11 protein-coding genes are annotated in these 13,679 nt (G+C 39.9%); 10 read left to right on the top strand and 1 reads right to left on the bottom strand.

The features are described 5' to 3' along the window. The first annotated feature begins 14 nt into the window (after window positions 1-14). From BLW31_RS07045 to BLW31_RS07000, 10 genes are all read left to right on the top strand, one after another. On the top strand, window positions 15-914 hold the full coding sequence (locus tag BLW31_RS07045; RefSeq protein ID WP_010537483.1) for a glycerophosphodiester phosphodiesterase family protein: 900 nt from the start codon (window positions 15-17) through the stop codon (window positions 912-914). Between the two features lie 12 nt (window positions 915-926). Next, window positions 927-2,273, top strand: a complete 1,347-nt coding sequence (locus BLW31_RS07040; protein WP_010537484.1) for an MFS transporter — start codon at window positions 927-929, stop codon at window positions 2,271-2,273. Window positions 2,274-2,477: 204 nt separating this feature from the next. Further along, window positions 2,478-3,131, top strand: a complete 654-nt coding sequence (locus tag BLW31_RS07030; protein ID WP_022301758.1) for a DUF2490 domain-containing protein — start codon at window positions 2,478-2,480, stop codon at window positions 3,129-3,131. Window positions 3,132-3,440: 309 nt separating this feature from the next. Next, window positions 3,441-5,345, top strand: a complete 1,905-nt coding sequence (locus BLW31_RS07025; RefSeq protein WP_022301757.1) for a fimbrillin family protein — start codon at window positions 3,441-3,443, stop codon at window positions 5,343-5,345. A 75-nt stretch (window positions 5,346-5,420) separates the two neighbouring features. Further along, the gene (locus BLW31_RS07020; RefSeq protein WP_010537487.1) at window positions 5,421-5,912 is read left to right on the top strand and encodes a PaaI family thioesterase; all 492 of its coding nucleotides are present in this window, start codon (window positions 5,421-5,423) and stop codon (window positions 5,910-5,912) included. A 253-nt stretch (window positions 5,913-6,165) separates the two neighbouring features. Beyond that, window positions 6,166-7,017 (top strand): ATP phosphoribosyltransferase, encoded by an 852-nt coding sequence (hisG, locus tag BLW31_RS07015; RefSeq protein WP_010537488.1) that lies wholly within the window; start codon window positions 6,166-6,168, stop codon window positions 7,015-7,017. Window positions 7,018-7,048: 31 nt separating this feature from the next. Further along, entirely contained in the window at window positions 7,049-8,332 is a 1,284-nt protein-coding gene (hisD, locus tag BLW31_RS07010; protein ID WP_010537489.1) for a histidinol dehydrogenase, read from the top strand. Between the two features lie 37 nt (window positions 8,333-8,369). After that, entirely contained in the window at window positions 8,370-9,410 is a 1,041-nt protein-coding gene (gene hisC, locus BLW31_RS24015) for a histidinol-phosphate transaminase (protein ID WP_010537490.1), read from the top strand. A 3-nt stretch (window positions 9,411-9,413) separates the two neighbouring features. Continuing rightward, a complete protein-coding gene (gene hisB, locus BLW31_RS24010) occupies window positions 9,414-10,538 on the top strand; it encodes a bifunctional histidinol-phosphatase/imidazoleglycerol-phosphate dehydratase HisB (protein WP_010537491.1) in 1,125 nt (374 codons plus the stop codon). A 20-nt stretch (window positions 10,539-10,558) separates the two neighbouring features. Further along, on the top strand, window positions 10,559-11,116 hold the full coding sequence (locus BLW31_RS07000) for a dual specificity protein phosphatase family protein (protein WP_010537492.1): 558 nt from the start codon (window positions 10,559-10,561) through the stop codon (window positions 11,114-11,116). Between the two features lie 78 nt (window positions 11,117-11,194). On the opposite strand, the gene BLW31_RS06995 is transcribed toward BLW31_RS07000, so the two are convergent. Beyond that, complete coding sequence (locus BLW31_RS06995) at window positions 11,195-13,120, bottom strand: NAD(+) synthase (protein WP_010537493.1); 1,926 nt, start codon at window positions 13,118-13,120, stop codon at window positions 11,195-11,197. Window positions 13,121-13,679: the final 559 nt, after the last annotated feature.

Below are 13,679 nucleotides of genomic sequence, written 5' to 3'. Positions count from 1 at the left end.
TAATATTTGAATTTATGAAACGAATTTATAACTTTATATTGCTTTTATGCCTGGTGCAACTGGCTGTTGCCCAAAATCGGATTGCGGAAATCAGAGAAAACCTGTTAGGAAATTATTCCGATAGAGTGTTGGTCGTTTCTCATCGTGCCGACTGGCGAAATGCTCCCGAAAATTCATTGCAAGGAATACAGAATTGCATTGATATGGGAGTGGATATGGTAGAAATAGATTTGAAGAAGACCAAAGATGGTCACTTGGTCGTCATGCATGATAAGACAATTAACCGTACAATGACGGGAAAAGGAAACGCTGAGGATTATACACTGGCAGAACTGAAAGCAATGCGACTTAAAAATGGAGCAGGCTGTAAAACCAGACATCAGATTCCTACTCTCGAAGAAGTTATGTTACTTTGCAAAGGGAAGATAATGGTGAATATCGATAAAGGTTACGATTATTTTCAGGAAGCTTATGCTGTACTTGAAAAAACAGGAACAATTGACCATTGTGTAATTAAAGCAGGACTCCCCTATGAACGAGTGAAAGCAGAAAATGGTGATGTACTTGATAAGGTTATTTTTATGCCTATTGTGAATCTGCACAAAGAAGGAGCGGAAAAGATAATCAATGATTATCAGTTGCACATGAAACCAACTGCTTATGAACTGGTATTTAATGATGATAATGAAGAAATGCTTCGCTTGATCAGGAAAGTACGTGATAGTGGTGCCAAGCTTTTCATTAATTCTTTGTGGCCTGAACTTTGTGGAGGTCACGATGACGATCGCGCGGTAGAACTACACCAACCGGATGATAGCTGGGGATGGATTTTGAATCAGGGGGCTAAGCTGATTCAAACAGACCGCCCGGCATTATTACTCGAATATTTGCGTAAAAAGAAACTGCACGACTAAAGATATTCCTTCATGTTGAAACATCTTATAAATTTTTACAAGGTCTCTTCACTGGGACCTTGTAACGAAGACGTTATGTCTTCATCCGGCAAGCGTCGGTTGAAATATCTGCAATGGTCTACCTTTCTTTCGGCAACTTTCGGATACGGTATGTATTATGTTTGCCGGTTGAGCTTGAATGTAGTAAAGAAACCGATTGTAGACGAGGGAATCTTTTCTGAAACGGAACTCGGAATAATCGGTTCGGTGCTGTTCTTTACGTATGCGGTGGGTAAATTTACGAATGGATTTCTGGCAGATCGAAGTAATATAAATCGTTTTATGACTACCGGCCTGCTTGTTACCGCATTGATTAATCTTTGTCTCGGTTTCACCCATTCATTTATTTTGTTTGCTGTTCTTTGGGGAGTCAGCGGCTGGTTTCAGTCTATGGGGGCTGCTTCGTGTGTAGTCGGACTTTCCCGTTGGTTCACGGATAAAGAACGTGGCTCTTATTATGGCTTTTGGTCCGCCAGTCATAATATTGGTGAAGCACTGACATTTATAATTGTAGCATCTATTGTTAGTGTTTGTGGCTGGCGTTATGGTTTCTTTGGGGCAGGTATGGTAGGATTGCTGGGGGCATTAATCGTATGGCGTTTTTTTCATGATAGTCCCGAAAGTAAGGGCTTTCCTCCGGTCAATGTTTCGAAAGAAAAGAAAACGATGAGTGCTTCTGAAACGGCAGATTTTAATAAAGCTCAACGGCAGGTTCTGACAATGCCTGCTATCTGGATACTTGCTTTATCAAGCGCATTTATGTATATCAGCCGATATGCGGTAAACAGTTGGGGAGTTTTTTATCTGGAAGCACAGAAAGGATATTCCACTTTGGATGCCAGTTTTATTATTTCCATTAGTTCTGTTTGTGGGATTATCGGCACCATGTTTTCCGGTGTAATTTCTGATAAATTGTTTGGTGGCCGGCGTAATGTTCCGGCTTTGATTTTCGGACTGACGAATGTTTTAGCATTATGTTTGTTCTTATTAGTGCCAGGGGTACACTTTTGGCTCGATGCTGTGGCAATGATCCTCTTTGGACTGGGCATCGGAGTACTGATTTGTTTCTTAGGTGGGCTGATGGCTGTTGATATTGCTCCTCGCAATGCTTCGGGAGCTGCTTTGGGAGTTGTTGGGATTGCCAGTTATATCGGAGCCGGGCTGCAAGATGTCATGAGCGGAGTTTTGATTGAAGGACATAAAACGATCCGGAATGGGGTAGAGGTTTACGACTTTACTTATATCAATTGGTTTTGGATCGGATCGGCTATATTGTCGGTATTTTTCGCTTTATGGGTGTGGAATGCGAAGCAAAAATAAAGCATTGATTATCAGTGGAGTATAAAATAGGTACTTTTTCTTTTAAAGGAACGGGCTCTTGGTTTAAAACCAACGACCTGTTCCTTTAAAACTAACGGGGTATTTCTTTTAAAGGAATGAGCCTTGATATTTCAGAATTATTTCAGTATCATAATTTTTCTTTGCGGGAGATTTATTATCTTTGTACTTTTAACCCGGTAATCGATGAGTAGAATATTTGCAATTAATAAAATACTGCTGTTTGCGCTATTGGCTGGAATGACTTCCACTGCATTTGCACAAAGCGATGATTTCACTACATGGACTAAATTCAAAGTGAACTATAAGATCGATCCCCGATTTTCACTTTTAAGCAATCTGGAGTTTCGGACAAAGGATGACGTAGGTAGAATGGACCGTTTGGGATTGACCATTGGAGGCGAGTATCGGGCTTATTCATTTTTGAAACTGGAAGCCGGATATGAAACTCATTTCCGGAATTTGGGAGATTCGGAATGGAAATTCAGACACCGTTATAACTTTGGAGCAACTGCAAGTTTTCAATATCAGTGGTTGAAAATTGCTTTGAGAGAAAGGTTTCAGCAAACTTTTGACCGTGGAGATTCAAAAGCTCGCCTTCGTTCCCGCTTAAAATTAGCTTATGCACCTGAAAAAGGAATCGTTTCCCCCTACTTCTCAATTGAAATTTATCAAAGTTTGGATGATGCTCCTTTTTGGAGAGCAGATCGTATGCGTTATCGGCCTGGAGTAGAGATAGCTTTGGCTAAACGATGGGCGTTAGATGTTTTTTATTGTTATCAGTATGAGTCTCCAAAAGGTAAACATATTGCCGGGGTAGAAATAGGCTATTCTTTTTGAAAATGTTAGATTACTAATATAATAATGTGTAAGCCTATTTGGTTTTGAAATATCCCTGATTCATAAAGTGCTACTAATTTGATACTTATGAATGAATATAAATATTATTTAAGAAAATGAAGTATTGGTTGGTTTATGATTTATACTTTTGCTTTTGACATTTCAGAATGAAATGTTGGAGTTGATGATTCTCCAGTCGCAACAGACGTGTTGTGTGGAATCTCATAACTGAAAGTGAATACTTCCTCTTATGTCCTTCTTTCTGCCCAATCAAAGATTTCTTATTATTTATATTTAAATAAAGAGGACATGAATATTTTGTTTAGAATGGAAAAAGGAATCGCTGTATGTCTTTTTTCTTCTTTTTTTGTATTAGCATGTGTAAGTCATATTCCGGGAGAGAAAGCTGCAGTCAGCAATGGAGATATTCCATTGAAATTTACTGCTGATATTCATGAAGCGACATATACACGTGTTGCTGGCAATGGCTTTGAAGAGAATGATGAAGTGGGAGTATTTGCCCTTGTAGGGTCCTCCACCATGAAGGAAGAACGTTATGCGGATAATTTGCGTTTCTTTCGTACTTCCGAAAAAGTTTTTGAGTCCAGTGAGCCGATTTATTATCCTGATGATGAGGTAACATTACGTTTGATCAGTTATTATCCTTATCAGGAAGAGGGAGTGAATATGGGAGAAAGTACGATGTCGGTGGCGGTAGAAACAGATCAAAATCTTTCTGCCGGCTATTTCTGCTCTGATTTTCTGGTTGCTTCTCAAAATCTGCAATCAGCTCCTAAAGGAGCCATCGCCCTGCATTATGATCACAAATTCTTCAAATTAAAAATCGCTTTGGTAGGAAAGGAAGGTGAAGAATTGCAGGGTATACTGGATGCTGACCCAAAACTTTCTGTTTGTGGTTTTTATACTAAGGCGATTTATGATTTCCAAAAAGAAACTTATTCCGCTTTTTCTAATGAGAAAAGCATTACTCCTGCCGGAAAATGGGAGATACAGGGAGATCGGTTGAGCGGAAAAGAAGTAATCCTTATTCCGCAGGAAACCACTTTGGGCTATCAATATATCGTATTGGATGTTGGAGGTAAGATATATACCAGCCCATTGCCCTCTTCATTGCAGTTGCAGAGTGGTAAGCAGAGTGAGCTGGCGATTTCCTTCATCCCGACCGAAGATGTTTTGATAAGTAAAGTCGAAGGAGAAATCAATAGTTGGGAAGATGGAAATACAGGGCAGTCCGGGTCCGAAGTCTTCCATAATTATGTGGATGTGTCAAAATTGGTATTTGATGATTCGAAGGTGTATAAAGTGTTGAGTGCTGGGCAGCAGGTAGCAGAAATATGTAAAGAATATCTGGTGACCCCTGATTTTTCTTCACAGGCAATTGTCGTTTATCCGATGAAAGATAACCATGCGGTTGACTTATCCAAGGGAACGGTAGTACAATTGGTCGGACATGCAGATAAAGTGCACGGCGGAACTGTAGCGTGGGATTTGAAAGAACATTCATTGAAATATACTCCTGGAAATCAGGCTGCTCGAAGTAAGGTGTATATTTTGCCTGACGGACAAATTGCATTGTCTATGCCTGAAGAAATGTTGCCCGTATTGGCCATGAAAGATATAATGCGTGATGTGCGTGGGAGTAGTATTCACAATTACCCGATAGTGAAAATTGGTACGCAGTATTGGATGGGAAGTAATCTGAAAACATCATTATATATAGATGGAGAAGAAATTCCGAAACTGGAGATTATGAATGCCGGAGCGACAGGTTATCTATTGTCTCAAACAGATAAGAGTTATTATTTTTATAGTTTTGGAACAATTGTCAGTAATAAGCTGCTTCCTGTGGGGTGGAATATGCCTGATTGGAATGATTGGAATATGCTGAAAACTTATTTGAGCAATGATGCCTCTTTGTTGAAAACCGGGACATGGAAAGCAATAAGCACCGGTGCCGGTGCAATAGTAGGAACTGCTACCAATCTCACGGGTTTTGATGGATATCCGGTAGGAATGTATGCCGGCAAGTTTCAGTCTGCCTATGAAGGAAAATATCTTTCTTATTGGACTTTGAATGAAGCAGGGACAGATGCGGATGAGAAAATATTCTTGTTGAGAAGTGATAAAAACGAAATAGCAGAGGGAAACACCGGGTTGGATAAAGCTTACGCCATCCGTTGTATCCGAAAGTAAATCGTGGAAAATTGTTCTTCTTTTTTATATTTTGCTTATATTTGGGAAGTGAAACTTAAATAGAAGTCATAGATTATGAAGAAAATAATAAATCCCTGGAAAGGGCTGGAAGGGTACAATTGCTTTGGTTGCGCCCCTAATAATGAAGCCGGAATAAAGATGGAGTTTTATGAAGATGGCGACGAAGTGGTAAGTATCTGGAAACCCCGTCCTGAGTATCAGGGATGGATCAATACCTTGCATGGTGGTATTCAGGCTGTTCTCATGGATGAAATCTGCGCTTGGGTGATACTTCGTAAATTGCAGACAACGGGAGTAACTTCAAAAATGGAGACTCGTTACCGCAAGTCGGTCAGTACTACTGATTCCCATATTGTGTTGCGTGCTTCTATTAAGGAAGTCAAGCGGAATATTGTGATTATTGAAGCTAAGTTATATAATAAGGATGGCGAAGTATGTACCGAAGCGGTTTGTACGTACTTTACGTTTTCGCACGAAAAGTCGAAAGATGAAATGCACTTTGATAAGTGTGATGTAGAGCCGGAAGAGATATTATCTTTAATTTGAAATAAAAACTGAACTTTTTGTGATAAATGTTTGGAAGTATCAAACGAATGCTTTACTTTTGTCGCATTAAATAAAAGAAATATGAAATATACAGTTGCACATCATCATCATCATTTTCCTAACGAATAACTCGGTGGGCGTGATTGATAGTGTGTATAACTCTATAAAGATAACGAAGGCTTACCGAATACGGTAAGCCTTTTTTTATTTCTGAATTGTTCGAATTGTAAATCATAAAATAATAAATAAAATCATGTTAAGAATCGCAGTACAAGCCAAAGGACGTCTCTTCGAAGAGACTATGGCACTTTTAGGAGAGTCGGATATTAAAATCAGTACAACGAAGCGCACCTTGTTGGTGCAGTCTTCTAATTTTCCTATCGAAGTTTTATTTCTTCGTGACGATGATATCCCGCAAACAGTAGCTACCGGTGTAGCTGATTTGGGAATTGTCGGTGAGAATGAGTTTATGGAGAAAGAAGAGGATGCAGCAATCATAAAGCGATTGGGATTCAGTAAGTGTCGTTTGTCACTGGCTATGCCCAAAGACATTGAGTATCCGGGATTGTCTTGGTTCAATGGTAAGAAAATAGCAACGTCTTATCCGGTTATTCTGAAAAACTTTCTGAAAAAGAACGGTGTAAATGCGGAAATACATGTTATAACAGGTTCGGTAGAAGTATCTCCGGGCATCGGACTGGCTGATGCTATTTTTGATATTGTAAGTTCCGGTTCTACATTGGTCAGCAATCGTCTGAAAGAGGTGGAAGTCGTGATGAAATCTGAGGCGCTGTTGATTGGTAACAAGAACATGACTGATGAGAAGAAAGCGGTGTTAGAAGAACTTCTGTTCCGTATGGATGCTGTGAAGACTGCTGAAGATAAGAAATATGTATTGATGAATGCACCGAAAGACAAACTGGAAGAGATTATCGCTGTATTACCGGGTATGAAGAGTCCTACCGTTATGCCGTTGGCACAGGAAGGCTGGTGCTCTGTTCATACGGTATTGGACGAGAAACGTTTCTGGGAAATTATAGGAAAATTGAAAGGGCTTGGAGCAGAAGGTATTTTGGTATTGCCCATTGAAAAAATGATCGTTTAATTATTATGAACTCTGAATTCTAATTTGACCGATGAAATTAATTAAATATCCATCCAAAGAACAGTGGGCAGAACTCCTGAAACGTCCGGCATTGAATACCGAGAATCTGTTTGATACGGTTCGTGCCATTATAAATAAGGTGAGGGCAGAAGGGGATAAGGCTGTTCTGGAATATGAAGCTGCTTTTGATAAAGTGACTTTATCTTCTCTCGCAGTGACTACCGAAGAAATAAAGAAAGCTGACGAACTGGTGAGTGACGAACTGAAGGCTGCTATATCTCTGGCTAAAAGAAATATTGAAACTTTTCACTCTTCCCAGCGTTTTGTAGGTAAAAAGGTAGAAACAATGAATGGAGTGACCTGCTGGCAAAAAGCAGTGGGTATTGAAAAGGTAGGTCTTTACATTCCGGGAGGAACAGCACCGCTCTTTTCAACAGTACTGATGTTAGCTGTTCCCGCTAAAATTGCAGGATGCAAGGAAATTGTACTTTGCACTCCTCCGGATAAGAATGGAAATATCCATCCGGCTATTCTTTTCGCTGCACAGTTGGCGGGAGTTAGTAAAATCTTCAAAGCAGGAGGTGTGCAAGCCATTGCTGCAATGGCATATGGAACGGAAAGTGTTCCCAAAGTCTATAAAATCTTTGGTCCGGGAAATCAATATGTGACGGCTGCCAAGCAGTTGGTAAGTTTGCGTGATGTAGCGATCGATATGCCTGCCGGTCCTTCTGAAGTTGAAGTACTGGCCGATGCATCTGCCAGTCCTGTTTTTGTCGCTGCAGATTTGCTTTCGCAGGCTGAGCACGGAATTGACAGCCAGGCTATGCTGATAACTACTTCTGAGAAACTTCAGATGGAAGTGATGGAAGAAGTAGAGCGGCAACTGGCAAAATTGCCCCGTCGGGAAATTGCAGCGAAGTCTTTGGAAAATAGTAAGCTGATTCTTGTAAAAGACATGGACGAGGCATTGGAGCTGACAAATGCATATGCTCCCGAACATTTGATTGTAGAGACCGAAAATTATATGGAAGTTGCTGAGAGAGTAACGAATGCCGGTTCTGTTTTCTTAGGTTCCTTGACTCCTGAAAGTGCCGGTGATTATGCGTCCGGAACCAACCATACTCTGCCGACAAATGGCTATGCAAAAGCATATAGCGGAGTAAGTCTGGATAGCTTCATTCGAAAAATCACTTTCCAGGAGATTCTTCCGGAAGGAATGAAGGCGATTGGACCGGCTATTGAAGAGATGGCGGCAAACGAGTTGTTGGATGCACATAAGAATGCCGTTACTGTTCGTCTGAGTTCCTTGAAATAAAATGATCAAGTAGTGACCGTAATAAAAGAAATCATATATGAAAACATTACAAGAACTGACTCGTCCGAATATCTGGAAGTTAAAGCCTTACTCTTCGGCACGCGATGAATATAAAGGAGTGACAGCCTCTATTTTTCTGGATGCAAACGAAAATCCATATAATATGCCTCACAATCGTTACCCTGATCCTATGCAATGGGATCTGAAAAAACTGTTGGCAAAAATAAAGAAAGTGGCACCCGAACATATCTTTCTAGGCAATGGAAGTGATGAAGCCATTGATCTGGTTTTTCGTGCTTTTTGTGAGCCGGGAATAGATAATGTCGTTGCTATTGATCCTACTTATGGTATGTATCAGGTTTGTGCGGATGTGAATAATGTGGAATATAGGAAAGTCTTATTGGATGATAACTTTCAGTTTTCGGCAGATCAGTTATTGGCAGCTGCAGATGATCATACTAAAATGATTTTCCTTTGTTCGCCTAATAATCCGACAGGCAATGATTTGCTCCGGTCTGAAATAGAAAAGCTTCTGAAAGAATTTGAGGGGCTGGTTATTTTGGATGAGGCTTATAATGATTTTTCGGAAGCACCGTCTTTCTTGGAAGAGTTGGATAAATATCCGAACCTGATTGTATTTCAAACCTTCTCTAAAGCTTGGGGATGTGCTGCTATCCGTCTGGGAATGGCATTTGCGTCTGTAGATATTATCGGTATTCTGAGTAAGATCAAATATCCTTATAATGTCAATCAGCTCACGCAACAGCAAGCAATAGCCATGCTGCATAAATATTATGAGATAGAACGTTGGGTAAAAACATTGAAAGAAGAGCGTGATTATTTGGAAGAAGAATTTTCAAAGTTGCCTTGCACTGTCAAAATGTTCCCTTCCGATGCAAATTTCTTTTTGGTGAAAGTGACAGATGCTGTGAAAATCTACAATTATTTGGTTGGGGAAGGAATTATTGTGAGAAATCGCCATTCTATTTCCCTTTGCTGTAATTGCCTGCGTGTAACGGTAGGTACACGCGTCGAGAATTATAATCTTATCGCTACTCTCAAGAAATACCAAGTATAACTTATGAAGAAGAAAGTCTTATTTATAGATAGAGATGGTACCTTAGTCATAGAACCGCCTGTAGACTATCAACTCGATTCGTTGGAGAAATTAGAGTTTTATCCGAAGGTTTTTCGTAATCTGGGATTTGTCCGTAGCAAATTGGATTTTGAGTTTGTGATGGTGACTAATCAGGATGGATTGGGAACCTCTTCTTTTCCGGAAGAGACCTTCTGGTCTGCTCACAATTTAATGTTGAAAACATTAGCAGGAGAAGGGATTACCTTTGATGATATTCTGATCGACCGCAGTTTTCCGGAAGATCATGCACCGACTCGTAAACCGCGTACCGGAATGTTGACGAAGTACATCGATAATCCGGAATATGATTTGGCAGGAAGTTTTGTAATTGGTGACCGCCCTACCGATGTCGAATTAGCGAAAAATTTAGGTTGTCGTGCTATCTATTTGCAAGATTCAGTGGCTGGTTTGCAAGAAAAAGGATTGGAAGAGGTATGCACACTTGCTACTACGGACTGGGATCGGATTGCTGAATTCCTCTTTGCGGGAGAACGGAAAGCGGAAGTTCGTCGTACTACTAAAGAAACAGATATTTACGTGGCTCTGAATCTGGACGGAAATGGAAATTGCAACATTGCTACCGGACTTGGTTTCTTTGATCATATGCTTGAACAGATAGGCAAGCATTCTGGTATGGATCTGACTATTCAGGTAAAAGGAGATTTGGAAGTAGACGAACATCATACCATTGAAGATACTGCTATTGCTTTGGGGGATTGTATCTATCAGGCTTTGGGAAGTAAGCGTGGAATAGAACGCTATGGTTACGCATTACCTATGGATGATTGTCTGTGTCAGGTATGTCTGGACTTTGGAGGTCGCCCTTGGCTGGTATGGGATGCGGAATTTAAACGTGAGAAAATAGGGGAGATGCCCACGGAGATGTTTCTTCATTTCTTTAAATCGCTTAGTGATGCTGCAAAAATGAATCTGAATATCAAAGCAGAAGGACAGAATGAGCATCATAAGATAGAAGGAATCTTTAAAGCGCTTGCACGTGCCTTGAAAATGGCATTGAAAAGAGATATTTATCATTTTGAGCTCCCGTCGAGTAAAGGAGTATTATAACTATCTTATGAGATTGCTGTATGATAGTCAATAATAAACGAATCTGGCTTAGTTTATTTATCGGGATAGTGGTTTCTTTTTCGGCTTTTGGTCAGAATATGACTGCTGAAAAGATAGCTGTTCCCGGTAGTAAACTGGATAATTTATATAAGATAGACTCGGGCGTATATCGTTCGGAACAACCGTCGGATACAGACTTTAAGGCTTTGGAGAAATATGGTATTCGTGAAGTGCTGAATCTCCGCAACCGGCATAGTGACGATGATGAGGCGGCAGAAACAAAGATAAAACTTCATCGGCTAAAAATGAAAGCGCATTCAGTCAATGAAGAACAACTGATAAAAGCGTTGCGCATTATCAGGAACCGCAAAGGCCCGATCGTTTTTCATTGTCATCACGGTTCCGATAGGACAGGGGCGGTGTGCGCTATGTATCGTATCGTATTTCAAGGAGTATCCAAGCAAAAGGCTATTCAGGAAATGACCGAAGGAGGCTTCGGTTTTCATCGCATTTATAAGAATATCATTCGTACCATTGAGAAGGCTGATATAGAACGTATCAAAAGAGAAGTATTATAATCTTGTGACATTTTTGATTTTCCCCGTATAATACTTAGAATAAATACAAAAATGTCACAGAAGAAAGAATATGAGTGATTATAAATTCTCAATTTCTTTGAGCCAAATCGCTGAACTTGCGTCACTTGGCATCCGCCAGTCGCCTCTCGGACTTATAGAAATACTACCCACTTTGGGACCGTCGGGCAGACAAGAACGCTTGAACTGCTGATTGAAGAAGCGTCGGAAGAAAGTGGACAACCATTTCTTGATCGTTTCTTCATCATATACTCCTTTGAAAGCAACATTAGCTAAATAGAAAATTTTCGAAGGACGGAATCCAAACCGCATAAAATAATAAAGGAAAAAATCATGCAATTCATAGGGGCCTACCAAGTCTTCAGTCTTTTGCTTGATCTCGCCGTTTTCATCCGCAGGAATCAGTTCCGGACTGATTGGCGTATCCACAATGTCCAGTAAAGTCGCTTTGGAAGTATCATCCACTCCATTTTCTGCCACCCATTGTACGAGGTATTTCACTAATGTTTTAGGAATGCTTGCATTGACGCCATACATTGACATATGGTCACCATTGTATGTAGCCCATCCCAATGCCAGTTCCGATAAATCGCCGGTGCCTACGACCATACCCCATGTCTGGTTGGCAATATCCATCAGTATTTGTGTACGTTCGCGTGCCTGAGAATTTTCGTAGGTGACATCGTGTACATTTATATCATGGTTAATGTCCTTGAAATGCTGGATACATGCTTCTTTAATACTGATTTCACGAATGGAGATACCTAAAGATTTCATTAAGTCCAATGCATTATTATAGGTACGGTCGGTAGTGCCGAAGCCAGGCATGGTAATTCCTAAAATATCTTTTCGGGATAATCCTAGTTTATCAAAGGTCTTGACGCAAACTAATAATGCCAGCGTAGAGTCTAGTCCTCCGGAAATTCCGACTACAGCTGTTTTTGCTCCGGTGTGTACCAGGCGTTGTGCCAGACCGGCTATCTGAATAGAGAATACCTCTTCACAACGTTCATTTAGCTCTTTCCCTTGTGGTACAAAAGGATGTGGATTGAATTTACGCGTTAAAACCAGCTCTTTGCTATTAACAAATTCTGTTGCAATAGAAATTTTCTTTTTATCTCCAAGATTTCCCTGATTAGCAGCAAAGGTCGTATTAATTCTACGCTCAGCTCGTATACGTTCCACATCGATCTCACTGATAATCAACTGCTCCTGCATGCTGAAACGTTCGCTACGTGCCAAGAGTGTACCATTCTCATAGATTAATCCGTTTCCTGCAAAAACGACGTCTGTAGTAGACTCCCCGAATCCACAGGATGAAAAAACATAACCTGCTATGCAGCGGGCAGATTGCTGGCTGATCAGTGAACAGAGATAATGATTCTTTCCAATACCTTCATTGTCAGCAGACATGTTAAAGATAATTTCAGCTCCTTGCAGGGCTAGTGAGGAACTGGGGGGAATGGTCGCCCACAGGTCTTCACAGATTTCAACTCCAAAAGTTGTATCTGAAGTCTCGAAAATTAAATTGGCTCCTATTGGAATTATTTGTCCGCATAGACGTACGGTATTTTCTGTCAACTGAAGTGCGGAAGTAAACCATCGTTGTTCGTAAAACTCTTTGTAATTAGGCAGATAAGTTTTAGCTGCAACACCTAACACTTTTCCTCTTTGAATTACGACAGCAGCATTTATCACTGTTGAGTTTGCGATAACAGGCATACCGACGATAGAAATAATATCTAATTGACGGGTGTTGTTTAAAATCTGCATTAATCCCATTTCTGCTTCTTCAAGCAAAATTTGCTGTCCGAACAGGTCTCCACAGGTATATCCGGTAATGCTCATTTCCGGAAATACAATGACTTGCACTCCTTTGCCTTCGGCTATTGCAATCAGACTCTCTATTTTCTCTACATTGAATTTGCAGTCAGCCACTTTAACGTGTGGCACAGCCGCAGCTACTTTTACGAATCCGTAATTCATCTTGTACCTTATTTATATATAGTGGGTGCAAAAATAGGAAATATAATTGGAATTTTGTCTTTTCAGTAGTGAATCCTTAAAAATCACTTTTATAGATAGTTTTGCTAACTGTTGTTTAGACAATTAATTGATCTGACAATTTGAAATCTATTTTATGCCTATTTTGATATATATTCTTTGTTACACGTGAATTTTCGATAATATTTGGTTAAATAAACGATAAAAGGATATATAGAGGAAATTTAGTATAAAAAATGCGACTTTTAGTTTCTTTCATTTAACTTTTATAATTATATTTGTAACCGATATAAAGCAATTTTATAGGTTAATAACACCTAAACAAACGATAAGCACTAATATTTTATAACATAAGAGAGATGGATAGACACTTATTTAGCATTGACGCAGCAACAACACAAAAAATCTATTTAGACATTTGGCGTAATATTAAGAACCAGCCGAGTTAACTTATCCTATCCTAATTTATTAGAGATTAATAAAATAGCCTATTCTGAGGTGGTGGAAAAGGTATGCCTTCAAATCATCTCGAGGGACGGGT

The organism is Bacteroides faecis MAJ27 (assembly GCF_900106755.1).
Taxonomy (GTDB): Bacteria; Bacteroidota; Bacteroidia; order Bacteroidales; family Bacteroidaceae; genus Bacteroides; species Bacteroides faecis.
The sequence above is the reverse complement of the archived record's forward strand: the minus strand, read 5'-3'. Positions and strand labels throughout refer to the sequence as shown.